General features: G+C 67.6%; 25 protein-coding genes. 10 read left to right on the top strand and 15 right to left on the bottom strand.

Annotation, left to right across the window (positions count from 1 at the left end):
• Positions 1 to 30: 30 nt before the first annotated feature.
• The 12 genes from ACFIMZ_RS03465 to mpl all read right to left on the bottom strand — a co-directional run bounded on the left by ACFIMZ_RS03465 (position 31) and on the right by mpl (position 13,209).
• The gene (locus ACFIMZ_RS03465) at positions 31 to 1,026 is read right to left on the bottom strand and encodes an arabinose ABC transporter substrate-binding protein (protein ID WP_431821398.1); all 996 of its coding nucleotides are present in this window, start codon (positions 1,024 to 1,026) and stop codon (positions 31 to 33) included.
• Positions 1,027 to 1,129: 103 nt separating this feature from the next.
• A complete protein-coding gene (locus ACFIMZ_RS03460; protein WP_431822421.1) occupies positions 1,130 to 1,909 on the bottom strand; it encodes an SDR family oxidoreductase in 780 nt (259 codons plus the stop codon).
• Entirely contained in the window at positions 1,909 to 2,586 is a 678-nt protein-coding gene (locus ACFIMZ_RS03455) for a 2-dehydro-3-deoxy-6-phosphogalactonate aldolase (RefSeq protein ID WP_431821397.1), read from the bottom strand. The genes ACFIMZ_RS03460 and ACFIMZ_RS03455 overlap by 1 nt, the downstream gene beginning before the upstream one ends.
• 29 nt (positions 2,587 to 2,615) lie before the next feature.
• Complete coding sequence (locus ACFIMZ_RS03450) at positions 2,616 to 3,641, bottom strand: 2-dehydro-3-deoxygalactonokinase (protein WP_431821396.1); 1,026 nt, start codon at positions 3,639 to 3,641, stop codon at positions 2,616 to 2,618.
• Positions 3,638 to 4,540 carry an IclR family transcriptional regulator gene (locus ACFIMZ_RS03445; RefSeq protein WP_431822420.1) on the bottom strand — a complete coding sequence of 301 codons (903 nt, stop codon included), beginning with the start codon at positions 4,538 to 4,540 and terminating at the stop codon, positions 3,638 to 3,640. The genes ACFIMZ_RS03450 and ACFIMZ_RS03445 overlap by 4 nt, the downstream gene beginning before the upstream one ends.
• Before the next feature lie 385 nt (positions 4,541 to 4,925).
• Positions 4,926 to 5,324 (bottom strand): EF-hand domain-containing protein, encoded by a 399-nt coding sequence (locus tag ACFIMZ_RS03440; protein WP_059961069.1) that lies wholly within the window; start codon positions 5,322 to 5,324, stop codon positions 4,926 to 4,928.
• Between the two features lie 81 nt (positions 5,325 to 5,405).
• Positions 5,406 to 7,022, bottom strand: coding sequence for a S10 family peptidase (locus ACFIMZ_RS03435; protein ID WP_431821395.1), 1,617 nt, complete (start codon positions 7,020 to 7,022; stop codon positions 5,406 to 5,408).
• A gap of 438 nt (positions 7,023 to 7,460) precedes the next feature.
• Positions 7,461 to 8,201 carry a monofunctional biosynthetic peptidoglycan transglycosylase gene (gene mtgA, locus ACFIMZ_RS03430; RefSeq protein ID WP_431821394.1) on the bottom strand — a complete coding sequence of 247 codons (741 nt, stop codon included), beginning with the start codon at positions 8,199 to 8,201 and terminating at the stop codon, positions 7,461 to 7,463.
• A 16-nt stretch (positions 8,202 to 8,217) separates the two neighbouring features.
• Positions 8,218 to 9,081 (bottom strand): shikimate dehydrogenase, encoded by an 864-nt coding sequence (aroE, locus tag ACFIMZ_RS03425; RefSeq protein WP_431821393.1) that lies wholly within the window; start codon positions 9,079 to 9,081, stop codon positions 8,218 to 8,220.
• On the bottom strand, positions 9,078 to 11,165 hold the full coding sequence (locus ACFIMZ_RS03420; RefSeq protein ID WP_431821392.1) for an RNB domain-containing ribonuclease: 2,088 nt from the start codon (positions 11,163 to 11,165) through the stop codon (positions 9,078 to 9,080). Before ACFIMZ_RS03420 ends, aroE begins: the two co-directional genes overlap by 4 nt.
• Before the next feature lie 83 nt (positions 11,166 to 11,248).
• Positions 11,249 to 11,818, bottom strand: coding sequence for a YqiA/YcfP family alpha/beta fold hydrolase (locus tag ACFIMZ_RS03415; RefSeq protein ID WP_431821391.1), 570 nt, complete (start codon positions 11,816 to 11,818; stop codon positions 11,249 to 11,251).
• Entirely contained in the window at positions 11,815 to 13,209 is a 1,395-nt protein-coding gene (mpl, locus tag ACFIMZ_RS03410; RefSeq protein WP_431821390.1) for a UDP-N-acetylmuramate:L-alanyl-gamma-D-glutamyl-meso-diaminopimelate ligase, read from the bottom strand. The genes ACFIMZ_RS03415 and mpl overlap by 4 nt, the downstream gene beginning before the upstream one ends.
• Before the next feature lie 176 nt (positions 13,210 to 13,385).
• Between mpl and ACFIMZ_RS03405 the strand changes: the two genes are divergently transcribed.
• From ACFIMZ_RS03405 to ACFIMZ_RS03360, 10 genes are all read left to right on the top strand, one after another.
• The gene (locus tag ACFIMZ_RS03405) at positions 13,386 to 14,030 is read left to right on the top strand and encodes a UDP-N-acetylmuramate--alanine ligase (RefSeq protein WP_431821389.1); all 645 of its coding nucleotides are present in this window, start codon (positions 13,386 to 13,388) and stop codon (positions 14,028 to 14,030) included.
• A 7-nt stretch (positions 14,031 to 14,037) separates the two neighbouring features.
• The gene (locus ACFIMZ_RS03400) at positions 14,038 to 14,586 is read left to right on the top strand and encodes a TlpA family protein disulfide reductase (protein ID WP_431821388.1); all 549 of its coding nucleotides are present in this window, start codon (positions 14,038 to 14,040) and stop codon (positions 14,584 to 14,586) included.
• 194 nt (positions 14,587 to 14,780) lie between these two features.
• Positions 14,781 to 15,233 carry a type II 3-dehydroquinate dehydratase gene (gene aroQ, locus ACFIMZ_RS03395; protein WP_029226401.1) on the top strand — a complete coding sequence of 151 codons (453 nt, stop codon included), beginning with the start codon at positions 14,781 to 14,783 and terminating at the stop codon, positions 15,231 to 15,233.
• Between the two features lie 65 nt (positions 15,234 to 15,298).
• Complete coding sequence (gene accB, locus ACFIMZ_RS03390) at positions 15,299 to 15,775, top strand: acetyl-CoA carboxylase biotin carboxyl carrier protein (protein WP_431821387.1); 477 nt, start codon at positions 15,299 to 15,301, stop codon at positions 15,773 to 15,775.
• A gap of 85 nt (positions 15,776 to 15,860) precedes the next feature.
• A complete protein-coding gene (accC, locus tag ACFIMZ_RS03385; RefSeq protein ID WP_431821386.1) occupies positions 15,861 to 17,228 on the top strand; it encodes an acetyl-CoA carboxylase biotin carboxylase subunit in 1,368 nt (455 codons plus the stop codon).
• A 3-nt stretch (positions 17,229 to 17,231) separates the two neighbouring features.
• A complete protein-coding gene (gene prmA, locus ACFIMZ_RS03380; protein WP_431821385.1) occupies positions 17,232 to 18,134 on the top strand; it encodes a 50S ribosomal protein L11 methyltransferase in 903 nt (300 codons plus the stop codon).
• 45 nt (positions 18,135 to 18,179) lie between these two features.
• Positions 18,180 to 19,997 (top strand): zinc-ribbon and DUF3426 domain-containing protein, encoded by a 1,818-nt coding sequence (locus ACFIMZ_RS03375; protein WP_431821384.1) that lies wholly within the window; start codon positions 18,180 to 18,182, stop codon positions 19,995 to 19,997.
• A 72-nt stretch (positions 19,998 to 20,069) separates the two neighbouring features.
• The gene (gene tpx, locus ACFIMZ_RS03370) at positions 20,070 to 20,573 is read left to right on the top strand and encodes a thiol peroxidase (RefSeq protein ID WP_084900522.1); all 504 of its coding nucleotides are present in this window, start codon (positions 20,070 to 20,072) and stop codon (positions 20,571 to 20,573) included.
• 88 nt (positions 20,574 to 20,661) lie between these two features.
• Positions 20,662 to 21,600, top strand: coding sequence for a carbohydrate kinase family protein (locus tag ACFIMZ_RS03365; protein WP_431821383.1), 939 nt, complete (start codon positions 20,662 to 20,664; stop codon positions 21,598 to 21,600).
• Between the two features lie 19 nt (positions 21,601 to 21,619).
• Positions 21,620 to 22,093, top strand: coding sequence for a glycine zipper 2TM domain-containing protein (locus ACFIMZ_RS03360; RefSeq protein WP_431821382.1), 474 nt, complete (start codon positions 21,620 to 21,622; stop codon positions 22,091 to 22,093).
• A gap of 203 nt (positions 22,094 to 22,296) precedes the next feature.
• Here ACFIMZ_RS03360 and ACFIMZ_RS03355 read toward each other — a convergent pair whose 3' ends face one another.
• The 3 genes from ACFIMZ_RS03355 to ACFIMZ_RS03345 form a co-directional block, all read right to left on the bottom strand.
• Positions 22,297 to 22,971: a histone H1-like repetitive region-containing protein gene (locus ACFIMZ_RS03355; RefSeq protein ID WP_431821381.1), complete on the bottom strand. Its 675-nt coding sequence runs from the start codon at positions 22,969 to 22,971 to the stop codon at positions 22,297 to 22,299.
• A gap of 29 nt (positions 22,972 to 23,000) precedes the next feature.
• Positions 23,001 to 23,327 carry a hypothetical protein gene (locus ACFIMZ_RS03350; protein ID WP_431821380.1) on the bottom strand — a complete coding sequence of 109 codons (327 nt, stop codon included), beginning with the start codon at positions 23,325 to 23,327 and terminating at the stop codon, positions 23,001 to 23,003.
• Positions 23,328 to 23,409: 82 nt separating this feature from the next.
• A complete protein-coding gene (locus tag ACFIMZ_RS03345) occupies positions 23,410 to 24,621 on the bottom strand; it encodes a ribonucleotide-diphosphate reductase subunit beta (protein WP_431821379.1) in 1,212 nt (403 codons plus the stop codon).
• Between the last annotated feature and the right edge of the window lie 38 nt (positions 24,622 to 24,659).

The raw sequence follows: 24,659 nt of genomic DNA, 5'->3' as shown, positions 1-24,659 counted from the left end.
GCCGCAGCGCGCGGCAGCCGCCCGGGACGGTTACTTCGACGCGAGCCCCATCTCGTCGCGCACCTTGCCGACGTTCTCGCGCGTCGCGAGCATGCCGGTCGTCAGCGTGAGCGGCGGCGGCGCCTTGCCCTGCGTGATCCACGCATACATCAGGTCCGAGGTTTCCTCGCCGTGGCGTTTCGGGCTGATGATCACGGTGCCGAAGAAGCCGGTCGGCTGCGGCTTCTTGAACTCGTTCAGCGCCGAGTCGGAGCCGCCGATGCCGATGCCGATCATGTCGGCCGCCTTGAAGCCGCGCCCTTCGGCCGCGCGCACCGCGCCGAGCACCGCTTCGTCATTGAGGCCGTACGCGACCCAGTGCTTGAACTGCGGGTTCTTCGTGAGCGCGATGTTCGCGGCGTTGAACGCGTTCTCGGTGTCGGTCTTCGCCTGCGGCGCGGCGATCACGTTCGCCTTCGGAAAGCCCGCTGCAACGAGCGCGTCGGTCGCGCCGGCGGTGCGGTCATGCGCGGTCGGCAATTGCTCGTAGGTGATGTCGATCGCGCCGACCTCCTTCATGTTCCAGCCGCGCTTCCTGATCTCGGCCGCGATGCCGTCGCCGACCTGCTTGCCGATGTTGTACGCGGAGATGCCCATGTGCGGCACGGCCTCGAGCGGCTTGCCGGCGCCGTCGACGAGGCGATCGTCGACCGTCATCATCTTCAGCCCGTGCGACTTCGCCTTCGCGACGATGCCCGGCCCGAGCTTCACGTCGGGCGTGCAGATGATGAAGCCCTGCGCCTTCTGCGCGGCGAGGTTGTCGATCGCGCTCATCACCTTCTCGCCGGACGGCGCGCCGATCTTCACGAGCGCGAAGCCCTTGTCCTTCGCGGCGTTCTCCGCGAACTTCCACTCGTCCTGGAACCACGGCTCCTCCGGCTGCTTCACGAGGAAGCCGATCTTGACCGGGTCGGCCGCGTGCGCGAGCGGGCTGCCCATCAGCACCGCGGCGGCGGCGGCGAGCGTGACGAACGATCTGCGTTTCATCTCCAGTGTCTCCTTGTCTTCATCGATCGGAATACGGCCGCTTATTTGTATCGACGCAGCGCGCACGCGGCCATCTCGCGCTGCGGTCTTTCGATTCGGTCCTTCAGTCGTGGTACAGCGCCGCGCGCCCGCCATCGACGGTGATGCAGGTCGCGTTGATGAACGGCGCCTCGTCGGACGCGAGGAATACGGCCGTCATCGCGACTTCCTCCGGCTTGCCGATCCGCTTCATCGGCTGCAGCGCGAGCGTATCGGCCCGCGCGGCGGCCGGATCCGGCTGCTCGTCCCACCAGTCGCGCGTGAGCTGCGTGTCGACATAGCCCGGCGCGATCGCGTTCACGCGCACGTTGCGCGCCGCGTATTCGATGCCGAGCGCGCGCGTCAGGCCCAGCACCCCGTGCTTCGCGACCGGGTACGGGAAGCAGCCCGGAATGATCCGGAACGCATGCGTCGACGCGATGTTCACGATGCTGCCGCGCCCGCGCTCCACCATGCCCGGCAGCGCCGCGCGGCAGCCGTGCCACACGCCATCGAGATCGACCGCGAAGCAGCGGCGCCAGTCGTCGTCGGTCATCGTCAGCGGATCGCAGAACACGTTGACGCCCGCGTTGTTGACGAGCACGTCGAGCGGCCCGAGCGACGCTTCAATCTGCGCGAGCGCGTCGCGCACCGAGTCCTGCTGCGTGACGTCCGCGTGCAGCGGCAGCACGCGCGCACCGTCGATCTCGCGCGCGATCGCGTCCGCGGTCGTGCAAGCCTGCGGAAGATCGACGTCGACGAGCGCCACCGCCGCGCCTTCGCGCGCGAACGCATGCGCGATCGCTGCGCCGATGCCGCGGCCCGCGCCCGTCACCATCGCGACCTTGCCCGCGAGGCGGCCCATCATGCGGCTCCGCCGCGCGCCGCGCGCAGCCCGGCCTGGAACGCGCGCGCGTGGGCCGCGGTCGCGGCGGCGGACTGGCCGGGCCGGTACAGCGCGGAGCCGAGCCCGAAGCCGTTCGCGCCGGCGGCGAGGAACGGCTGCATGTTGTCGGGCGTGACGCCGCCGACCGGCACCAGCGGCACCGCGCGATCGATCACCGCGCGCCACGCCTTCACGACCGTCACGCCGAGCTGCTCGGCCGGGAACATCTTCAGCACGTCCGCGCCGTTCGCGAGCGCGGCGAACGCCTCGGTCGGCGTCGCGACGCCGGGCGCGCTCGCGAGGCCCCGCTCGCGCGCGCGGCGGATCACCGCGCCGTCGCTGTGCGGCATCACGATCAGCCCGCCGCCCGCGTCCCGCACGCGATCGACGTACTCGGGCCGCAGCACGGTGCCCGCGCCGACGATCGCGTCGTCGGGCAACGCGCGACGCAGCGCCGTGATGCTGTCGAACGGCTCGGGCGAGTTGAGCGGCACTTCGACGATCCGGAAGCCCGCTTCATAAAGCGCGTGGCCGTGCGCCGCAGCGTCGGCGGGCGCGATGCCGCGCAGGATCGCGATCAGCGGGCACGCGGCGAACGCCCGCATCAGCGCGGGATGCGGCGCATATGGCGCGGGCAGCGTGAGTTCGGACGACATGGATGGCTTTCCTCCGCAATCGGTTCGGTTCATTGATCGGCGCAAACCGGCGCACCGTCCGCGCGCACGAGCCCGGCGCGCGACGCGATCCGCCACAGCCCGCGTTCGGCCGCGTTGGCGACGACCCGCGCGTGCGGGCAGCCGAGCGCGTGCAGCGCGGCCGCGTAGCGCGCGCACAGCGCGTCGTCGCCGACCAGCAGCAGCGGCTGGCTCGCGAGCGCGACGCCGCGCTCCGCGAGCATCGCGTCGAGCGCATTCAGTTCGTGGCCGATCAGCAGGCCGGACAGGTAGTCGCCCTGCGCCTGCGGCGCGAGGCGGCCGGTGAGGCCCAGCGTGCGCGTGCTGAAAATCGTCGCGAGCATGCCGGCCCGCTGCGCGCCGCGCGCGACCGACACGCCGCGCAGGAACGCCGCGCGATCGGGTTCATCGGGCGAACGCATCGTGCGGCCGAGGATCGTGTGATCGCGCAGCGCGGCGAACAGCTCGCCCGTCATGAAGGTCTGGAAGCGCTCGATCAGCCCGCGCTTCACCCACGCCCATTTCGCATGCGTGCCCGGCAGACCGATCAGTAGACCTGAATGATCGGATCCAATAGAAGAAGCTTCGTCGAGCGCGCCGACGATCTGCGTTTCTTCGCCGCGCATCACGTCGGGCAGCTCGCCCGTCGCGATCACGCCCGGCACGATCGACACCGTCGCGCCGCGCGCGCTTTCGATCGTCACGATGCCGGCGACCAGCGCGTCGGCGCCCGCCGGCGCTTCGACGTAAGGCGCTTCGCGCCAGCCCTGCGCGCTGCCGACCATGCCGGCGGCGAGCACCGGCACGCCGGGCGCGCGGTCGAGCCAGTCGCCGCACGCGTCCTCGAACGCGGCGTCGAACGCACGCGCACCGCCGGCCGGCAGGTGCATCACGCCCGCCGCGCGGCTGCGTGTCGCGAGCAGTGCGCCGTGCGCGTCGTACAGGTACGCGCGCAGCGACGTCGTGCCCCAGTCGAGCGCGATCAGCGACGGGGCGGCGGTGAAGGTTTCCGGAACGATCCGGGGCGGGTTCGTCATCGTTTGATCCTGCGGGTACCCTGCGGCGGGCTCCAGCCCAGTTCCGCGGAAATGGCTCGCGCTTCGCGCTGCACGAGCGGAATCAGTTCGTCCATCCGGTCGTGCGGCATGTACGGAATCGTGCTCGCGACCGACACCGCCGCGACGGTCGCGCCGGACGCGTCGCGGATCGGCGCGGCGACGCAGCGGATCGACGCTTCGTTTTCCTCGAGATCGAACGTGTAGCCGCCCGCCGCGTAATGCGCCATGCGCTGCAGGAACGCGCTCGCGTCGGGGCGCCGGTCCGGCTTGAAATTCACGCCGGCGAGCGCGCGCCGCGCGGCTTCGAACAGCGTGCGCCACGTGTCGGGCTCGAGGTCGAGCATCATCGCCTTGCCGATGCCGGTCGACGCGAGCGGCATCCGGTGGCCGACGCGCGAGCGCATCTCGAGCCCGCGCGTGCCGGGAATCTTGTCGATGTAGAGCACGTCGTCGCCGTCGCGCACGCCGAGGTGGATCGTGTCGAGCGTCGCTTCGGCGAGCGCCTCCAGGTGCGGCCGCGCGACCGCGGTCAGCGGCATCTGCTCGAGCGCGATCGTGCCGAGCTCGATCAGCTTCGGGCCGAGCAGGTAGCCGCCCTGCACCTGGCGCAGGTAGCGCGCCTGCACGAGGCTGCTGACGAGGCGGTGCGTGGTGCTGCGCGTCGTGCCGAGCGCCGCGCCGATCGCGCGCATGTCGCGCGCGCCGTTCGCGATCGCCTCGAGGATCGCGAGGCCGCGCAGGAGCGTCTGCGTGCCGGCCTGCTGCGCGGCGAGATCGAGCGGCGTGCTGGTCGCGCCGATGCTGTCGGTGAGGGGCGGCGCGCCGTCCGGTGCCGGACGGCGGACGTCGAGGGCAAAAGATACGGGCATGTTGGTCATGAGCGGGCTGTCTTCAACGGAATCGGTCATGCCGCTGCGCGCGCCGAACCGTGATCCGGCGCCGCGGCAAGGCGGCGGTCGATGCACCGAGTAAAGCGCCCGGCGAACGTCATGGAAAGTGTCTCCGTGTGCGTCGGGCACCGCGCGATGCGGAAGTCCGAAGCCTATCGATGTGCTTCGGATTGTAGGAGTGCGCGCATTCGGCTCCAATATTTGAATGCGTTGTCCAGATACTGAGATATTGCGGCGCGACACCGTGTGACCCGTGTGCCGCCGTGATTCACGGCGCCAGTGCGCGGCCACGATGCATGACTACGATGTAATACGGGGGCGGAACCCGCATTCGTCGCAGGTTCCGCCCCCGTTTGTCGTGCTCGCGATGCGCTTACTGCTGGTTCGCGTCGCGCGTCTGCATGTAGCGCTGCACGTCGCTGAACGACACGCGCCCGCTGCCGGTCGAGTCGATCTGCCGGAAGTGGTTCGCGACGTAGCCGAGTCCGGCCGCGCGCGCCTGCGCTTCGGTCACCGAGCCGGTGTTCTGCGTGTCGGCCGCGCGGAACTGCCGGGCGAGCTTGGCCACCACCTGCGCGTGCAGCGCGGCGCCGGTCGTCTGCGTGCCCGCGGTCGGCTTGCGCGCGGCCGGCGGCACGTACGGATCGCCGAGCTGCGCCTGGCGGGATCGCACCGGTGCGGCGGCGTCGCTCGCCTGCGCGAACGCGGAGAACGAGGTGACGAGACTGCCGCAGGCGAGCGCTGCGGCGATGACGATAAATCGCTTCTTCATGTCAGGCTCCAGTCTGGATTGAGGTCGTCGACAGCCGGCGGGCCGCGCCGTGGGGCACGCGCCGCCGGTCCGCGCATCGGGTCAATGCGCGATCGCGTTGTAGAAGGTCACGAGGTCGGCCTTCTCCTGCGGACGCGACGTATCGTCGAGATAGACCATGTGTCCACCCTGATAGTCCTTGATCGTCAGGTTCGGCTGCGACCCGAGCCGCGCGAGATCGAGCTCCGTCTGGTAGAACGGCGTCGCGATGTCGTGATACCCGTTCAGCGACAGCACCTTCAGCGCCGGATTCAGCGTCAGCGCCGCGGCGAGATCGGGGATCGTGTCGGGCATCGCGAGGCCGTCGTGGCTCCAGTCCCACGTCTGGATCGCATTGCTGCTTACAGAATAGGCCGATTGCGCCGTGTACTTCAGCTCGTTCGGCAGATAGCGGCCGATCGTGTCGGTGAACGGCTTCGTGATGAACGTGCTCGACGGATCGCCTTCCGACGCGAGCGGACTCGACACCGGCACGTTGACGCGCGCGTCGTAGCGGCCGATCAGCGTGCCCGGGATCAGCGACAGCTGGTAGCTGTTGTCGTAGTAGGTCGGGATCACGTTGAAATCGGCGCGCCACATCGACGCCTTCGCGCCGGTCGCATTCGACATCGTCGTGACGAGGCTGCCCGACGGCGCGGTATGGCTCGCGAGGTAGGCGTTCACCGCCGGCACGTAGGAGCCCGCCGTCAGCAGGCGCATCTGGTCCGCATACTGCGGCATGCTGGACGGGTTCGGATTGTCGAGCTGGTAGTACGCGCCGACCTGGCCATAGCTCGGCACGTAGCCCGCGCAGCTCACCGGGCTCGCGCCGTTGTTCGAGCTGCCGACGTTGTTGCTCGCCATGTCGCAGTTGCTGTTGTAGTCGAGAATCGACGACTGCAGCACGATGCCCGTGAGATTCACGCCGGCGCTCTCGAGCAGGTGCGCGAGCACGTCGGTGCGCGGCGTTCCGTACGATTCGCCGAACAGGTATTTCGGCGAGCTGCTGCGCTGGTTCACGGCCAGGTAGCGGGTCACGAAGTCGCGGAACGCGCCCGCGTCCTCGTCGACGCCCCAGAACGACTGGTTCGTGTTCGGCGCGATCGCTTCCGAGAAGCCGGTGCCGATCGCGTCGACGAACACGAGGTCGGATGTGTCGAGCAGGCTCTCCGCGTTGTCGACGAACGGGAACGACGACGTGTTCGCGTTCGGGTCGCCGGTCTGGATGCGCCGCGGGCCGAACGAGCCGAGATGCAGCCACACCGATGCAGAACCCGGCCCGCCGTTATAGAAGAACGTGACCGGCCGCTGCGCCGCCGGCTGGTTGTCGGCCGTATACGCGACGTAGAAGAACGACGCCTCGGGCGCGCCCGTCTGCGGATTGCGCGCGATCAGGTGGCCGGTAGTGGCCGTGTAGCGGATCGTCTTGCCGTTCAGCGTGATCTGGTGATGCGTGACGGCGGCGCGTTCGAGCGCGGCCGACGCGGCGAGCGACGCGCCCGGGTCTGACGAATAGCGGTTGGGATCGTTGTACGGCTTGTCCGCCGTGGAAGCGGCATCGGCTGAGCTGTCGGCGCTTGCGGGGCTGGAGGCCGACGTCACGTCGTCTCCATTGCACGCCGCCAGGATCAGCGAAGAGAGAACTGCACCCAATAACAACTTCGCTTTGCTCGCTGGCATCGTTGTTTTCCTTCTCTCGAATGTTGTTGTGTCGAGCGGTCGGATAGGCCGCCCCCTGCCTCGAAGGCACGGCCGATAGGCCGAGGCGCAGGCCAATATACGTGAGCCGGTCCGCTTTGAAAAATTTGGAAATATTCGAAGCAAATTCGATGCGGCGCGAAGCTTTCAGAAATGATTCGACTTCCGAACCGTTGTATTTCGCTCGGCTTTCAACAAGCTGCGTGTTTATCCGAATTCACTAAAAACTGCCGGATTTTTCGTTGTGCCTGCAACCAAACAGGGCCTGAACACGGGAATTGGTCAGCAAACCGAAATAGAGGGATTCGTCTAGATAATGCGTGCGCAATGCATGACGGCGCGCATGGATTGCGGCGCAAAAATGAGGCAGGAACTACTGAATGGCCAATCGTGCCAATCGGGCCCGGACGCGCGGCGCGCTCACTCCGACTGCGGCAGCGCGGCCGCGCCCATGCGCCGGGCGATGACGGCCGCGCGCTGCGCCTGGTAGGCGGTGCCGCGATGCGCGTCGAAATAGCGCGGCTTCGGCAGCATCACCGCGAGCCGCGCGGATTGCCATGCGCCGAGCCGGCTGGCCGGAACCCGGTAGTAATGGCGCGCGGCCGCCTCGGCGCCGTACACGCCCCGCCCCCATTCGACGGAATTCAGATAGATCTCGAAGATCCGCTCCTTGTCGAGCAGCGTTTCGAGCATCCACGTGATGATGAGCTCCTGCCCCTTGCGGATGTAGCTCTTCTCGCGCGACAGGAACAGGTTGCGCGCGAGCTGCTGCGTGATCGTCGAGCCGCCGGCGACGATGCGGCCCCGCGCCTTGTTCTTCTCCCACGCCTGCAGGATCGCGTCGGCGTCATAGCCGTTGTTGGTCGCGAAGGTCGCGTCCTCCGACGCGATGAGCGCGCGCTTCAGGTTGCGCGAGATCTGGTCGTACGGCACCCATTGATGCTGGATCGACGCCGGTGGATTGTCGCGCGACAGCCACCACGCGTCGGTGCGCATGAACGCGGTCGAGCCCGGGTTCACGACCGACCAGATCGCAATCTGCGCGAAATAGTAGAGCTGCGTCGCGAACCACGCGCCCGCGAACACCGAGCCCGCGTAGACGAGCCAGCGCGCCGGGCCGATCGCCCGCTCGCGCCGCTGCGCACCGCTTGCCGCGACCACCTGCCGCCGCCGCCGCTCAGTGGGCGGCGAGCGCCTGGCGCAGCGCCGCGAGCACCGGCGCGCTGTCCGGCCGCACGCCGCGCCAGATGAAAAACGATTCGGCCGCCTGCTCGACGAGCATCCCGAGCCCGTCCGCCACATGCGCGCCGAGCGACGCCGCATGCTGCATGAACACGGTCGGCTGCGCGCCGTACATCATGTCGTACGCGAGCGTATCCGGGCCGAACGCGGCCGGGTTGCATTCCGGCAGCGCGGCGTCGAGGCTGCCCGCGGTCGCGTTGACGATCACGTCGTACGGCTGCCCGCGGACCGTGTCCGGGCCGCCGCCCGCGAGCGTGCAACCCGCGTCGTGCGCCGCCTGCGTGAACTGGCCGACGAGCGCTTCCGCCTTGCTGGCCGTGCGGTTCACGATCGTGATCGACAGCGGCGCGCGATCGAGCATCGGCAGCACGACGCCGCGCGCGGCGCCGCCCGCGCCGAGCAGCAGGATGCGCGCGCCGGCGAGGCGCACGCCGAGATTCGTCTCGATGTCGCGCACGAGGCCGACGCCGTCGGTGTTGTCGCCGAAGATGCCGTCGGCGTCGAAGCGCAGCGTGTTCACCGCGCCCGCGGCCGCCGCGCGCGGCGACAGCGTGCCGGCGAGCGCATGCGCGTCCAGCTTGAACGGCACCGTCACGTTCGCGCCGCGGCCGCCTTCGGCGATGAACGCGCGCACGGCGGGCTCAAAGCCGTCGACCGGCGCGAGCCGGTGCTCGTAGACGACCGGCTCGCCGGTCTGCGCGGCGAACTGCGCGTGGATGAACGGCGACTTGCTGTGCGCCACCGGGTTACCGAACACGACGTAGCGGTCGGGCCCGCGCGTCGACGCGGCCGGATTCATGATGCGCGCTCCTCCTCGCTGCCGTTGCTTTCGGCTGCGGCGGCGTCGCCCTCCGCAGGGCCGGCATCCGCCTCGGCGAGCGCTTCGGCCTCGGCTTGCGCCGACGCGTCGCCCGCGTCGAGCAGCACGTCGTCGCCGTTCTCGCCGTCTTCCTCTTCTTCGGCCGCTTCGCCGCCCGACACGACCGGCGCGTCGAGCACGTTGAGCAGCCGCACCGATGCCTCGATCGTCAGCTCGTCGATCGACATCACGTCGAGCAGCACGCGGGTGCCGCGCGCATGCACGCCGAGCGCCGGCACGTGCAGCAGCAGCGGCACGTCCTCGAGACGCACGAGGTCACCCTTCACGACGCTCGCGACGACCTGCTTCTTGCCTTCCTGGACGAGCCAGCGCAGGCACCAGAAATATTCCATCCGGCGCTGGTAGTCGGCGTACGCGGAATAGGTGTCGTCGAAGCCCTGCACGACCGCGTAGAGGTCGGCGTCCTTCGGCTTGAACGGCGCGGCGAGCTTCGCGGTGACGCCATGCTGCACGCATGCGAGCAGCTGCCACTGGTTGACGAGGTCGACGTAGCGGCGCAGCGGCGACGTGCTCCACGCGTACTGCGGCACGCCGAGGCCTTCGTGCGGCGCGGCGCTCGTCTGCATGCGCGTGCGCTTCGGGCCCGGCGCGCCGAAACCCCGCTGCGAGCGATAGATGCCCGGCACCGTGTGGTCGTGCAGGAACGCGCCCCACGTCGAGTTCGCGAGGATCGCGAGCTCCGACACGATCAGGTCGAGCGGCGAGCCGCGCCGGCGCGGCGTGATCGTCACGTGTTCGCCGTCGACGTAGAAGTTGTAGTCGGTGTTGCGCTGCACTTCGCGCTTCAGGCCGTAGCCCGCGCGCGCCAGCTGGCGCTTCTCGAACAGCGCCTGCGCGAGCGGCCACAGCACCGCGATGTCGTCCTTGTGCGGATAGTCGCCGCTGCCGTCGGCGAGCGTCTCTTCGGTGACGAGCTCGTCGAGCGTGTTGTGGCGCAGGTTGTTCTTGACGAACACGCGTTCCGCGCGCGTCTCGTTCGCGACGATCTCCTGCGTCTCGCGGTTCACGATGATGTACAGCGACAGCGCCGGACGGTAGTCGCCCTCCTTCAGCGTGAACACGTCGACGACGTCGTCCGGCAGCATCGTGATCTTGTCGCCGGGCATGTAGACGGTCGACAGGCGCGTGCGCGCGATCGCGTCGACCGCGTCGCCGCGCACGACGCCGAGCGCCGGCGCCGCGATGTGCACGCCGATCCGCGCGCGGCCGTCGGCCAGGTGCTCGACCGAGAACGCGTCGTCGATTTCGGTCGTCGTGATGTCGTCGATCGAGAATGCATTGACGTCGGCGCGCGGCAGGTCGTCCGGCAGACCGCCGACCGTCACCGGCGGGAAGCCCGTGCCGTGCGGGAAGAATTCGGCGAGGAAGCGCGCCTCGTGCAGCGCGCGCGCCGACGCGATGCCGCCGCAGTCGAGCATCAGCCGCGCCGGCGACACGCCGCGCGCGCCGGCCGCCGCCTCGAGCGCCTTGTATTCGATCGCGTTCTTGTCCGGGCGGGTCAACAGCCCGAGCACCTTGCCGTCGAACGCGGCGGGCAGCTTGCCGGCCTTCAGCTCTTCCTCGTACTGCGCCTGCACGAGCGCCTGCTGACGCTTGCGCTCGAGCGACGCGAGCGCCATCTTCAGCTGCTCTTCCGGCGCGCGCTGGTACTGCCCGCGCCCCTTGCGGCGGAAGTACACGGGCGAGCCGTGCAGGCGCAGCACGAGCGCCGCGCGCTCGACCGGGCCGTACGACGCGCCGAAATACTCGTCGGCGAGCGCCGTGTACGCGAATTCCTCCGCCGGCGCGCATTCCCACAGGAAATCCAGGTCGATCTGCTGCGCGGCCGCATCGGCCTGCTGCATCAGCTCGCTCGCGGCCGGCTTCTCGAATTCGATCAGCACGTCCTTCGCGCGCACCTTCGCGCGCCGCCCGCCGGGCAGCTCGACCTGAAACGCGTCGCCCTGGCGCGACAGCACGCTGCCCGCCTTGAAACTGCCCGATTCCTCGAAGAAAACGTTCACTCAGTACTCTCGTTCAGACTGCCGGGCGCCGCCGCCGAACGACGGCGCCTCGTGATAATGGGATTCGATGGCCTGCGGCCCGCTTACGTCGCACGCCCGTCGCAAAACGCGAGTACGTCGTCGACGTAGTCGGCAAATTCGCTGATCCCGTGATCGCTGCCGGCGATCACGCGGGTTTTTGCGCCGGGGTAATGGGCGAGCATCTCGCGATAGTCGAGCACTTCGTCGCCTGTCGCCGCGAACAGATAGTAGCGCTCGGGGCGCGTGATTGCCGTCACGCGCAATGCGTTCAATTCGTCCAGATGATGCCGCTCGACGACGATCGTGCCGCCGCCGTGCCACAGCGGCTGTTCGCCGAGATACTGCTCCAGGTCGCGCTGCGGCTCGGTGGCGGGATTCAGCACCACCGCCCTCCAGCCGTGCTGCTCGGCAAGCCAGGTTGCGTAATAGCCGCCGAGCGAGCTGCCGATCACCGTCACGTCGCGCGCGCCGGCGACCTCGGCTTGCGCCGCCGCGATCGCCGCGAGCGGCGACATCGACAGCGACGGGCAGCGCCATTCGTCGGTGCGGCCCAGTTCGGCCATGCGCGCGGCGAGCAGCCGCGACTTCATCGATTCCGGCGACGAGCGGAAGCCGTGCAGATACAGGATCACGCGCGGCTCCCGACCGTGTCGAGCGCGTCGAGCAGCTTCTGGTGGACGCCGCCGAAACCGCCGTTGCTCATCACGAGCACGTGGTCGCCCGGGCGCGCGGCCGCCACGACCGCCTTCACCAGTTGATGGAGGTCGTCGAACGCGCGGGCTTTGTCGCCGAGCGGCGCGAGCGCTTCGCCGAGGTTCCAGCCGAGCGCGTCGCGGCCCGCCGGCGCACCGTAGCCGAACACGAGGTCGGCATCGGCGAGGCTCGCCGGCAATTGCGACTTCATCACGCCGAGCTTCATCGTGTTCGAACGCGGCTCGAGCACCGCGAGGATGCGGGTATTTTGCTGGCCGATGCGCGCGCGAAGGCCGGCGATCGTGGTTTCGATTGCGGTCGGATGGTGCGCGAAGTCGTCGTAGACGGTCACGCCGTTCACGCTGCCGCGCACTTCCATGCGCCGCTTCACATTGCGGAACGACGCGAGGGAAGCTGCCGCCTGCGCCGGCGGCACGCCGACGTGGCGCGCGGCCGCGATCGCCGCGAGCGCGTTCATCCGGTTGTGCTCGCCCTGCACCTGCCACGCGACTTCGCCGAGCCGCTCACCGCGCCAGTAGACGGCAAAGCGCTCGTCGACCGGCACGCCGTCCTCGGCCGCCAGCGCCTGCCAGCCGCCGTCGACGCCGAAGCGCTCGACCTCGCTCCAGCAGCCGCGCGCGAGCACCCGTTCGAGCGCATCCTCGCGGCCGTTCGAGACGAGCCGCCCGACGCCCGGCACGGTGCGCACGAGATGGTGGAATTGCGTCTCGATCGCGGCGAGATCCGGGAAGATGTCGGCGTGATCGAACTCGAGATTGTTCAGCACCGCGGTGCGCGGCCGGTAATGGACGAACTTCGAGCGCTTGTCGAAGAACGCGGTGTCGTATTCGTCCGCCTCGATCACGAAGAAGCTCGAATCGGTCAGCCGCGCCGATACGCCGAAGTTCAGCGGCACGCCGCCGATCAGGAAGCCCGGGTTCAGGCCCGCGTCCTCGAGCAGCCATGCGAGCATCGACGACGTGGTCGTCTTGCCGTGCGTGCCTGCCACCGCAAGCACCCACTTGCCCGCCAGCACATGCTCGCCGAGCCACTGCGGGCCCGACACGTACGGCAGGCCGCGATCGAGGATCGCCTCCATCAGCGGGTTGCCGCGCGTCACGACGTTGCCGATCACGAACAGGTCCGGCTTCAGGTCGAGCTGTTCGGCGCCATAGCCCTCGATCAGCCGGATGCCCTGCGCCTCGAGCTGCGTGCTCATCGGCGGATAGACGCCCGCGTCGCAGCCGGTGACCGTGTGCCCCGCCGCGCGCGCGAGTACGGCCAGACCGCCCATGAAGGTGCCGCAGATGCCAAGAATATGGATGTGCATAGAAGAATGCTTTCGCGCCGCCGGGGCGCCGTCGATTCGGAAAGTGGATGGGCGAGGCGCCGGACAGGCCGCGCGGCCGGCGCAGGTCGCTATTGTAACTGACGGCCTGCCGCGCCCGGTGGCAAGCGGCCGCACCACCATCGGCCGCGGCGTCGATCGAGTATGATTGCCGCATCATGTCTCGCAAACCCTTAGTCGACCCGCGGCGCGTCCGCGAGGAAATTGCCCAGGCCGCCGCGCGCCTGATCGCGGAGGACGGCCTGGACTACGCCGGCGCGAAGCGCAAGGCCGCGCGCCAGCTGCTCGGCGATTCGCGCGTTGCCGGCGAATGGCTGCCGGATAACGACCAGATCGAGGAAGAACTCCACGAATACCTCGCGCTGTTCCAGGGCGACACGCAGCCGGACGAACTGCGGCGGCTACGCGAGGTCGCGCTCGACTGGATGCGTCGGCTCGCCGATTTCAATCCGTACGTGACGGGCGCGGTGCTGAACGGCACCGCGAACGCGCATTCGGATATTCACCTGCAGACATTTACTGACAACCCGAAGGATGTCGCAATTTCGCTGCTGAACCAGAATGTCCAGTACGACGTGTCTGAAACCCGGCACTTCGCCGGCCGCGGCGACGTCGAGACGCTGAGCTTCCTGTGGCGCGGCCGGCGCGGCGACGAGCCGGTCGGCATCCACGTCGCGCTGTATGCGAGCGACGACCTGCGCGGCGCGGTGAAGGCCGACGCGCGCGGCCGGCTGCCGCGCGCCGACGCAACCGCCTTGCGCGCGCTCCTCGCGGCCAGCGACACCTCTTCAGAACCCACTTGATCCGATGATGAACATGAAACGCATGCTGACGCTCGCCGTCGTGGCCGCGGTCGCCGTCGCGGGCGGCCTCGCCGCCGGCCACTGGTTCCGGGGCGGCCCGGTCGAGAATGTCGCCGAGGCGGCGCCCGCCCCGGGCGACGCGGTCGCCCAGCTGTGGGCCGCCGCGCTGACCGACGCCGACGGCAAGCCGGCGACGCTCGCGTCGTTCAAGGGCCAGAAGGTCGTCGTCAATTTCTGGGCGTCGTGGTGCGGCCCGTGCGTCCAGGAGATGCCGGAGCTCGTCGCGCTGTCGCACGAATACCGGCAGAAAGGAATCCGCTTCATCGGGATCGGCGTCGATTCCGGGCAGAACGTGAAGAATTTCCTGCAGAAGGTGAAGGTCGACTACCCGGTGTTCGTCAGTGGCTATGCGGGTGCTGATCTGGCCCGCAATTTTGGGAACACGGCCGGCGCGCTGCCGTTTACGGTCGTCATCGACGAGCATGGCAAAATCCGCGAGACGAAATTAGGACAAATCCAACCCGCGGAGCTGAAAAAGACCCTCGACACGCTTTGAGCCGCCCGACGAACGCGCTGCACGTTGTCGGCGATTTGGATAGCGATCGCATCAAAATCGCGTGAATTCGCGAACACTTTGTCGGCGCGCCGGTAAATCTTGCCGGCGCCGCGCGGCTGGCCGTTCGGCGAAACTGGACAAATTTCTCTAAATAGCGCTAAAGTTCGCGCAATTCCGCAGAAATAGAAGCGACCATGACACGATTGCTGGTGCTGCACGGCCCCAACCTGAACCTTCTCGGCACCCGGGAACCGGAGGTGTACGGCCGCGTCACGCTGGCGCAGATCGATCAGGCGCTTGCCGCGCGGGCGCAGGAAGCGGGTGTCGAGCTGACGTCGTTCCAGAGCAACCACGAAGGCGCGCTCGTCGACCGCATCCAGGCCGCGCGGGATGAACAGACCGATTTCATTCTGATCAATCCGGCCGCGTATACGCACACGAGCGTCGCGATCCGGGACGCGCTTGCCGGCGTGGGCATCCCGTTCGTCGAGATTCACCTGTCGAACGTGCACCGCCGCGAAGCGTTCCGGCACCACTCCTACTTTTCCGACCAGGCCGAAGGCGTCATCTGCGGGCTCGGCTGGAAAGGTTATCTGTACGCGCTCGAATACGCGCTCGACAAGCTGCAAGGCGCGTCGCGCGGCTGATTTCACGATCTAGATTCAGCGCCGGCTCCAACCGGCGCTTTCACGTATTGAAAGGGGAATTCCCGATGGATCTTCGTAAGCTGAAAACTCTGATCGACCTCGTCTCCGAATCCGGCATCTCCGAGCTGGAAGTGACGGAAGGCGAAGGCAAGGTGCGCATCGTCAAGAACGCGCCGCCGGTCTACGTGCAGCCGACGGGCGGGTATGTCCCGCAAATCAGCGCGCCCGCGCAGGCGGTGGCGCTGCCGACCGATGGCGCCGCTGCCGCGCCGGCCGCGGGCGCCGCTGCCGCGCCCGCCGCGCCGCAGGGCCACGTCGTGACGTCGCCGATGGTCGGCACGTTCTACCGCGCGCCGTCGCCGGGCGCCGACCCGTTCGCCCAGGTCGGCGACACGGTCAAGGAAGGCCAGACGCTCTGCATCATCGAAGCGATGAAGCTCCTCAACGAGATCGAGTCCGACAAGGCCGGCGTGATCAAGGAAATCCTCGTCGAGAACGGCCAGGCCGTCGAATACGGCCAGCCGCTTTTCGTGATCGGCTAAAGTCCGCCGCGCGGCCGCTGCGCCGCGCGCCGCCGATGCTCTCCAGGCGCCATTCGCGCGCCCCTCGAAGAGACGAATACTCGCTATGTTTGAAAAAATCCTCATTGCCAACCGCGGTGAAATCGCGCTGCGCATTCAGCGCGCGTGCCGCGAGCTGGGCGTCAAGACGGTGGTCGTCTACTCGGAAGCCGACAAGGAGGCCAAGTACGTGCGCCTCGCGGACGAAGCGGTCTGCATCGGCCCGGCCCCGTCGAACCTGAGCTACCTGAACATGCCGGCGCTGATCAGCGCCGCGGAAGTCACCGACGCCGAGGCGATCCACCCCGGCTACGGCTTCCTGTCGGAAAACGCCGACTTCGCGGAACGCGTCGAGCAATCCGGCTTCACGTTCATCGGCCCGCGTCCGGAGACGATCCGCCTGATGGGCGACAAGGTCACCGCGAAGCAGACCATGATCAAGACCGGCGTGCCGTGCGTGCCGGGTTCGGAAGGCGCGTTGCCCGACGATCCGAAGGAGATCGTGAAGATTGCCCGCTCGATCGGCTATCCGGTCATCATCAAGGCGGCGGGCGGCGGCGGCGGCCGCGGGATGCGCGTCGTGCACACCGAGGCGGCGCTCGTCAACGCGGTGAACATGACCCGCGAGGAAGCCGGCCGTGCGTTCGGCAACCCGCAGGTCTACATGGAGAAGTTCCTCGAGAACCCGCGCCACATCGAGATCCAGGTGCTGTCCGACGCGCACAAGAACGCGCTGTGGCTCGGCGAGCGCGACTGCTCGATGCAGCGCCGCCACCAGAAGGTGATCGAGGAAGCGCCGGCGCCGGGCATCCCGCGCCGCCTGATCGACCGGATCGGCGACCGCTGCGCGGACGCGTGCAAGAAGATGGGCTACCTCGGCGCGGGCACGTTCGAATTCCTGTTCGAGAACGGCGAGTTCTACTTCATCGAGATGAACACGCGCGTGCAGGTCGAGCACCCGGTGTCGGAACTGATCACCGGCGTCGACATCGTGCAGGAACAGATCCGCATCGCGGCCGGCGAGAAGCTCACGCTGCGCCAGCGCGACATCCAGTTCCGCGGACATGCGATCGAATGCCGGATCAATGCCGAAGATCCGTTCAAGTTCACGCCGTCGCCTGGCCGGATCACGTCGTGGCACACGCCGGGCGGCCCGGGCGTGCGCGTCGACTCGCACGCCTACAATGGCTATTTCGTGCCGCCGAACTATGATTCGATGATCGGCAAGCTGATCACCTACGGCGCAACCCGCGAGCAGGCGATCAGCCGGATGCGCATCGCGCTGTCGGAAATGGTGGTCGAAGGCATCCAGACCAACATCCCGCTGCACCGCGAGCTGATGATCGACTCGAAGTTCGTCGAAGGCGGCACCAGCATCCACTACCTCGAAAACCGGCTCGCGCAGAAGCAGCAGGTCGCACCGGAAGAAGCGTAACGCATGAGCTATCGCGAACTCGTCGTTGAACTGGCCCGGGAGCACGCGGAGGCGCTGTCCGACGTGCTGCTCGAGCTGGGCGCGTTGTCGGTGTCCGTCGAGGACGCCGACGCGGACACGCCTGACGAGCAGCCGCTGTTCGGCGAGCCGGGCCTCGTGCCCGAGCGCACCGCATGGCAGCACTCGCGCGTGATCGCGCTGCTGCCGCCCGAGCACGACCCCGCCGTGCTGCTCGCGGCGGCCGCGAACGACGTCGGCCTTGCAGCGACGCCGGCGTTCAGCGTGCGCGAAGTCGAGGAACAGGACTGGGTGCGTCTCACGCAATCGCAATTCGAGCCGATTCCGATCGGCGAGCGGATCTGGGTCGTGCCGTCGTGGCACGATGCGCCCGATCCCGACGCGCTTGTGCTCGAGCTCGACCCCGGCCTCGCGTTCGGCACCGGCAGCCACCCGACGACGCGCCTCTGCATGGAATGGCTCGAGCAATCCGTGCAGCCCGGCCAGTCGGTGCTCGACTACGGCTGTGGCTCCGGAATTCTCGCGATCCTCGCGAAAAAATGCGGGGCGAACCCCGTCGTCGGCATCGACATCGATCCGCAAGCGGTCGAATCGGCGCGGCAGAACAGCGAGCGCAACCGCGCGGACGTCACGTACGGCCTGCCGGACGAATGCCCTGCTGGCGAATTCGACATCGTCGTCGCCAACATCCTGTCGAATCCGCTGAAACTGATGGCCTCGATGCTCGCGTCGAAGGTGAAGCCGGGCGGGCGCATCGCACTGTCGGGCGTGCTCGCGCGCCAGGCGGACGAAGTCGCGGCCGTCTATGCGCGCTACGTCGACATCTCGGTCTGGCGCGAACACGAAGGTTGGGTATGCCTTGCCGGAACCCGGCGCGAAAGCCATTAGAATAGCGCTGTCCTTCACTCTGGCCAGCAGGCCGCCCGGCTCGACATGCTTCTTGCGACGCGCTGCCCCCATTGCGAAACCGTCTTCCGCCTGCAGCAGGAACAGCTCGTGCTGCACGGTGGGCTGGTGCGCTGCGGGCACTGCCGGCAAATCTTCGACGCGGCGGAATCGCTCGTCCACGAGCATGCGCCGCAGCCGGAGGCGGCGCTCGCCGGCAACGCGGATCATGAGCGCGTTGTCGCGGAGGCGGCCGGCGCTAACCACGCGGCTGCCGTAGAAGCGGCCAGGGTCGAAGCACCCGTTGACGAAGCACCATTGACCAAAGCCTCCGCTTTCGAAGCACCTGCGGTCAAAACACCCGCTGATGAAGCGGCTGCTTTCGAAGCGGCTGCGATCGAATCTCCGACTGTCGAAGCGCCTGCTGCCAAAGCGCCCGCTGATGAAGCGGCTGCTTTCGAAGCGACTGCGCTCGAATCTCCGACTGTCGAAGCGCCTGCTGCCGAAGCACCCGCTATCGAAACACCTGCGGTCAAAGCACCCGCCGATGAAGCGGCTGCTTTCGTAGCGGCTGCGATCGAATCTCCGACTGTCGAAGCGCCTGCTGCCGAAGCGCTCGCCATCGAAACACCTGCTGTCAAAGCGCTCGCCGATGAAGCAGCTGCTTTCGAAGCGACTGCTACCGAATCTCCGGCTATCGAAGCGCCCGCGGCCGAAACGCCTGCGGCCGCAAGCCCCGTTCCCGAAACCGAAGCCCATCACGCTGCGGACTTGCCCGCGACGCCCCCGCCGCGGCTGTTCGTCGACAACGCGCCCGGCGAACACCCGACGCATGCCGACTTCCGTCCGGATCACTGGGACATGTGGGCGCCGTGGCTCGACGGCAACGTCGATCCGTCGTTGCAGCACAGTGGCCAGAACATCAGCGCCGAACCGCTGATTCCCGTCGGGCTGCCCGACGCGAATGCCGCGCTCGAAACCGCACCGGGCGTCGTTCGCCTGACTGCAACTCCGGAACCGTCCCCGGTTTCTGCGGCAGCCGCTGCCGCGCAGCCGGCGGCACCGTCGGCATCCGCTGACCTCGGCCCGGCTCACGACGCACAACACGATGCGCGCGAGCCGCACCTCGCCGCCGAAGCACCGTTCACGACGCACGAACACGCACCGACCGCTGACGAACGCTCACCGCTCGCCGCCGCACACGACAAGCACGAGCCCCGCTTCGCAGCCGATGCATCCGCTGACGCCGATCATGCCGCCACCCGCACGCAACGCGAACCGCGTTTCACCGCCGGTGCGGCCCCTGAACCGTTTTCGGCCATCCCGGCCGACGACGACCGTCCGCCCTTCACCGTCACGCGCGAGGCCCGCGCGCCGCAGCGCCGCGGCCTGCTCGGCGGCTTTTTCGGCGGCCTCGTGGCCGCGGTGCTCGCCGTACTGCTGGCGCTCCAGCTCGCGTGGTGGCAACGCGAAACGCTGATGATCTACTGGCCGATCACGCTCGGCTGGTTCCAGCGCGTCTGCGCGCCGCTCGGCTGCACCGTCGCGCCGCCGCGCGCGATCGACGGGCTGCGGCTCGACGCGACCGATCTGCGCCAGGTCGACGGCCCGCGCGTGCTCGAGCTGAAGGCGCCGCTGACGAACCGCTACCGCGTCGCGCTCGCGTATCCGTCGCTCGAGCTGACGCTGCTCGACGACACCAATCACGTCACCGTGCGCCGCGTCCTCGCCCCGCGCGATTACGTCCGGCCGGGCACGCCGATCAACGCCGGCTTGCCGGCCGGCGCGACGCAGACGATGATCGTCCGCCTCGAAACGAACGGCGCGGCCGCCTCGAATTTCCGCGTCCAGATCTTCTATCCGTGACGCCCCGCGGCGCGCTGACGCGCGCCGGTTCAACCCGCGCGTCCTGACGACGCGCTACTTCGGAGCACGAACATGAGCAAAGTTACGCTGGGTGGCAACCCGATCGACATCGCCGGCACGTTCCCGTCCGCCGGTTCGCAGGCCCCTGACTTCTCGCTGGTCGGCAAGGACCTCAACGACCTGTCGCTCGCCAGCTTCGCCGGCAAGCGCAAGGTGCTGAACATCGTGCCGAGCCTCGACACCCCGACTTGCGCGACGTCGACCCGCAAGTTCAACGAAGCCGCGTCGTCGCTCGACAACACCGTCGTGATCGTCGTGTCGGCCGACCTGCCGTTCGCGGCGACGCGCTTCTGCACGACCGAAGGCCTCGCGAACGTGCTGACCGCATCCACGTTCCGCACCGGCCGCGCATTCGCGAACGCGTACGGCGTCGACGTGACGAGCGGTCCGCTGAACGGCCTGACCGCGCGCGCCGTCGTCGTGCTCGACGCGCAGGACAAGGTGATCCACGCGCAGCTCGTCGGCGAGATCAAGGACGAGCCGAACTACGACGCTGCGCTCGCTGCGCTGAAGTAAGCCTTTCTCCCGCTCACCCCTGTCGCGCCGCGCCCTTTTCGCGCGGCGCTTTCACGCAGGGTCCCTCACTTCTACAGGAACGCACACCTTGGCTACGCTGATTTGCGGCTCGATCGCCTACGACTCCATCATGACCTTTGAAGGGCGGTTCCGCGAGCACATCCTGCCCGACCAGGTGCACCTCATCAACCTGAGCTTCCTCGTGCCGACGATGCGTCGCGAATTCGGCGGCTGCGCGGGCAACATCGCCTACGCGCTGCATCTGCTCGGCGGCGACGCACGGATGATGGGCACGCTCGGCGCGCTCGACGCGCAACCGTATCTCGAGCGGCTCGACCGGCTCGGCATGCGCCGCGACCACGTTCGCGTGCTGCCCGACATGCACTCGGCGCACGCGATGATCACGACCGATCTCGACAACAACCAGATCGCGGCGTTTCACCCGGGCGCGATGATGCAGTCGCACCTGAACCACGCGGGCGACGCGCCGGACATCACGCTGGCAATCGTCGGCCCGGACGGCTTCAACGGGATGGTGCAGCATACGGAAGAGCTCGCGAAGGCCGGCGTGCCGTTCGTGTTCGACCCGGGCCAGGGCCTGCCGCTGTTCGACGGCGCGACGCTGCGCCGCAGCATTGAACTTGCGACCTACGTTGCGGTCAACGACTACGAGGCCAAGCTGGTGAGCGACAAGACGGGATGGTCCGAAGATGAAATCGCCAGCCGGGTCGACGCGCTCGTCATCACGCGCGGCGAGCATGGCGCGACAATCCGCCATAAGCAGGGCGTGGAGCAGATCCCCGTCGTGCCGGCCGAGCGTATCGCCGATCCGACGGGCTGTGGCGACGCCTTCCGGGGCGGTCTCCTGTACGGCATCGACAAGGGCCTCGACTGGGCGACCACGGGGCGCCTGGCCAGCCTGATGGGCTCGATCAAAATCGCCCACCAGGGGCCGCAATCCTACTCGCTGACCCGCGCGGAAATCGACACACGCTTCGAGACTGCATTCGGCTACAGTCTCAAGTGAATTTTGTGGGAGAGCAACAATGTTGACGAAGAACACCCTCACGCTCGCGGCCATGCTGACCGCCACTGTGACCCTGGCCGGCTGCTTCACGCCGCCGGGCTCGGCCGACGTCTATAGCGTCGGCCAGGCGCAGCGCGAACAGACAGTCCGCATGGGCACGGTCGAAAGCGTCCGCGCGGTTCGCATCCAGTCCGACGGCGGCGGCAGTGCGATCGGCACGCTCGGCGGCGGCGCGCTCGGCGCGGTCGCGGGCAGCGCGATCGGCGGCGGCAAGGGCTCGATCATCACCGCGATCGCGGGCGGCCTCGCCGGCGCGGTCGCCGGCAATGCGATCGGCGAAAACCTCAGCACCGCGAACGGTGTGGAAATCACCGTGCGCCTCGACAACGGCGACCTGCGCTCGATCACCCAAGCGGCAAGCGGCGAGGCGTTCCGCGCCGGCGAACGCGTGCGGCTGCTGTCGAGCGGCGGCGTCACGCGCGTCACGCACTAACCGGTATCCTCAGCACGCGGCGCAAGCCGCGGTCGAACGCATGCGCGAAGCTGCGCATGCGTTTTTTTTCGCCTGTACGTCCCGTGCTGCCGCGCGCGGGCGAAAAAAATCCCGCCACCCAGACCAGGTGGCGGGACCGATTGAGTAGCGCTACTCAACCCGCGGACACCGCATGAGTGTCCGGGTGGCAAAGCGATCCGCGATTACGGACGGCTGCCGGTCGGGAACGGCCATGCTGCTGCCGGGTTGAGCGCGGTCTTCACGCCCGATGCCGGTGCAACCGATGCCGTCGACGCGGTCGTCGCCGGTGCGGCCTTCTTCACGACAGCCTTCTTCGGAGCAGCAGCCTTCTTCGGAGCTGCGGCCGCCTTCGGCGCTGCAGCCGCCTTCGGAGCTGCGGCCGCCTTCGGAGCTGCAGCCGCCTTCGGAGCTGCGGCCGCCTTCGGCGCTGCAGCCTTCTTGGCGGGCGCTGCCTTCTTCGCAGCAGCCTTCTTCGCCGGCGCTGCCGTCTTCGCAGCAGCCTTCTTCGCCGGTGCAGCCTTCTTCGCAGCGGCCTTCTTGGCCGGTGCTGCCTTCTTCGCAGCGACCTTCTTCGCAGCGACCTTCTTCACTGCAACCTTCTTCACTGCTGCCTTCTTCGCCGGTGCCGCCTTCTTTGCAGCAACCTTCTTCACCGCGACCTTCTTCGCAGCAACCTTCTTCGCTGCTGCCTTCTTCGCCGGTGCCGCCTTCTTTGCAGCAACCTTCTTCACCGCGACCTTCTTCGCAGCAACCTTCTTCACTGCAGCAGCCTTCTTCGCCGGCGCAGCAGCCTTCTTCGCAACGGTCTTCTTCGCAGCTGCCTTCTTCGCAGCCGGTTTCTTCTTGGCGGTAGCCATGTTTTTTCTCCTTCAGGTTCAGATGAGAGTCAGTTCAAACTACACCCTTCGTCAAAACCCGCTTCCCGCGGACGCTGTTCAGGACGTGCGCTTCGAAGCGGGCTATTCATCGGCGTACGCGGATACCACACGCTTACGCTAATGAATACGGTATGGCGCACGTGGCCACCGGGCCTCGCGCGCCAAATCAAGTCGGTGGCCGGCGCGCCACGCGCCGCCACCCCAGATCGCTTGATCAAGCGGACCGCCACACGGCGGTTCGCTTTTTCCGGAGGGAAGTTTGCCCATCCCACTGAAGGGTTCGCAAAGTGCCTGTCATGTCGTTGGGCCGCTAAGGCACCGGGCGTGCTTTGCATCAGGCGTTCTTGCTCCTAAACCTTGCGCCGGCGCCGTGAGGCGGCCGGCTTCTCATCGTCGTGACGTAGTCGCTGCTGCGGGTCATTCCCAGGACAGCGCGCCCCCCGTCTGATACTCGATCACTCGCGTCTCGAAGAAGTTGCGTTCCTTCTTCAGGTCGATCATTTCGCTCATCCACGGGAACGGGTTTTCCTCGTTCGGGTACAGCGGATCGAGGCCGATCTGCTGGCAACGACGGTTGCAGATGAAGCGCAGATAGCTCTTGAACATCGACGCGTTCAGACCCAGCACGCCGCGCGGCATCGTGTCTTCGGCGTAGCGGTATTCGAGATCGACAGCCTGCTTGAACAGCTCGCGAATCTCCGCGCGGAATTCCGCGGTCCAGAGATGCGGATTCTCGAGCTTGATCTGGTTGATCAGGTCGATGCCGAAATTGCAGTGCATCGACTCGTCGCGCAGGATGTACTGATATTGCTCTGCAGCACCCGTCATCTTGTTCTGGCGGCCGAGCGCGAGGATCTGCGTGAACCCGACATAGAAGAACAGGCCTTCCATGATGCAGGCGAACACGATCAGCGACTTCAGCAGCTTCTGATCCGCTTCGAGCGTGCCGGTCTTGAAGGCCGGGTCCGTCAGCGTATGGATGAACGGGATCAGGAATTCGTCCTTCGCACGGATCGACGCGACCTCGTGGTACGCGTTGAAGATCTCGCCTTCGTCGAGACCGAGCGATTCGACAATATATTGATACGCGTGCGTGTGGATCGCCTCTTCGAACGCCTGGCGCAGCAGGAACTGCCGGCACTCGGGCGCCGTGATGTGGCGGTACGTGCCGAGCACGATGTTGTTCGCCGCCAGCGAGTCGGCCGTCACGAAGAAGCCGAGGTTGCGCTTGACGATGCGGCGCTCGTCCTCGGTCAGCCCGTTCGGATCCTTCCACAGAGCGATGTCGCGGGACATGTTGATTTCCTGCGGCATCCAGTGGTTCGCGCAACCGGCCAGATACTTTTCCCACGCCCACTTGTACTTGAACGGCACCAGCTGATTGACGTCAGTCTGGCCGTTGATGATGCGCTTGTCGGCGACATTCACGCGCGCTTCCGAACCGGCAGCGGGAGCCGCCGATGCGTGCGGTGCGACCGCGAGATCGCCTTCGAAAATGTCACGAGCCTGTTGGGCGGCAGGCGCTGCAGCCTGCATTCCGACAGCCATTCCTGCGGGGGTGCGCATCGCGTTCTGCTGCGCTCCGCTCGCGGGAGTTACGGCGGTCATCTCGTCATCCCAGTTGAGCATAAATTCTCACCATCAATTTAGAACGGTTTGTACCATCT

Origin of the sequence: Burkholderia sp. F1, from assembly GCF_050813845.1 — a bacterium.
In the GTDB taxonomy this organism is placed as follows: Bacteria; Pseudomonadota; Gammaproteobacteria; order Burkholderiales; family Burkholderiaceae; genus Burkholderia; species Burkholderia ubonensis.
This window is presented reverse-complemented; position numbering and strand designations above follow the sequence as displayed.

Coding starts and splice junctions, on each gene's coding strand:
- ACFIMZ_RS03465 (WP_431821398.1), bottom strand. CDS start 1,026: ATGAAACGCAGATCGTTCGTCACGCTCGCCGCCGCCGCCGCGGTGCTG.
- ACFIMZ_RS03460 (WP_431822421.1), bottom strand. CDS start 1,909: ATGGGCCGCCTCGCGGGCAAGGTCGCGATGGTGACGGGCGCGGGCCGC.
- ACFIMZ_RS03455 (WP_431821397.1), bottom strand. CDS start 2,586: ATGTCGTCCGAACTCACGCTGCCCGCGCCATATGCGCCGCATCCCGCG.
- ACFIMZ_RS03450 (WP_431821396.1), bottom strand. CDS start 3,641: ATGACGAACCCGCCCCGGATCGTTCCGGAAACCTTCACCGCCGCCCCG.
- ACFIMZ_RS03445 (WP_431822420.1), bottom strand. CDS start 4,540: ATGACCAACATGCCCGTATCTTTTGCCCTCGACGTCCGCCGTCCGGCA.
- ACFIMZ_RS03440 (WP_059961069.1), bottom strand. CDS start 5,324: ATGAAGAAGCGATTTATCGTCATCGCCGCAGCGCTCGCCTGCGGCAGT.
- ACFIMZ_RS03435 (WP_431821395.1), bottom strand. CDS start 7,022: ATGCCAGCGAGCAAAGCGAAGTTGTTATTGGGTGCAGTTCTCTCTTCG.
- aroE (WP_431821393.1), bottom strand. CDS start 9,081: ATGAATCCGGCCGCGTCGACGCGCGGGCCCGACCGCTACGTCGTGTTC.
- mpl (WP_431821390.1), bottom strand. CDS start 13,209: ATGCACATCCATATTCTTGGCATCTGCGGCACCTTCATGGGCGGTCTG.
- ACFIMZ_RS03405 (WP_431821389.1), top strand. CDS start 13,386: ATGTCTCGCAAACCCTTAGTCGACCCGCGGCGCGTCCGCGAGGAAATT.
- ACFIMZ_RS03400 (WP_431821388.1), top strand. CDS start 14,038: ATGAACATGAAACGCATGCTGACGCTCGCCGTCGTGGCCGCGGTCGCC.
- aroQ (WP_029226401.1), top strand. CDS start 14,781: ATGACACGATTGCTGGTGCTGCACGGCCCCAACCTGAACCTTCTCGGC.
- accB (WP_431821387.1), top strand. CDS start 15,299: ATGGATCTTCGTAAGCTGAAAACTCTGATCGACCTCGTCTCCGAATCC.
- accC (WP_431821386.1), top strand. CDS start 15,861: ATGTTTGAAAAAATCCTCATTGCCAACCGCGGTGAAATCGCGCTGCGC.
- prmA (WP_431821385.1), top strand. CDS start 17,232: ATGAGCTATCGCGAACTCGTCGTTGAACTGGCCCGGGAGCACGCGGAG.
- ACFIMZ_RS03375 (WP_431821384.1), top strand. CDS start 18,180: ATGCTTCTTGCGACGCGCTGCCCCCATTGCGAAACCGTCTTCCGCCTG.
- tpx (WP_084900522.1), top strand. CDS start 20,070: ATGAGCAAAGTTACGCTGGGTGGCAACCCGATCGACATCGCCGGCACG.
- ACFIMZ_RS03360 (WP_431821382.1), top strand. CDS start 21,620: ATGTTGACGAAGAACACCCTCACGCTCGCGGCCATGCTGACCGCCACT.
- ACFIMZ_RS03355 (WP_431821381.1), bottom strand. CDS start 22,971: ATGGCTACCGCCAAGAAGAAACCGGCTGCGAAGAAGGCAGCTGCGAAG.
- ACFIMZ_RS03350 (WP_431821380.1), bottom strand. CDS start 23,327: ATGCAAAGCACGCCCGGTGCCTTAGCGGCCCAACGACATGACAGGCAC.
- ACFIMZ_RS03345 (WP_431821379.1), bottom strand. CDS start 24,621: ATGCTCAACTGGGATGACGAGATGACCGCCGTAACTCCCGCGAGCGGA.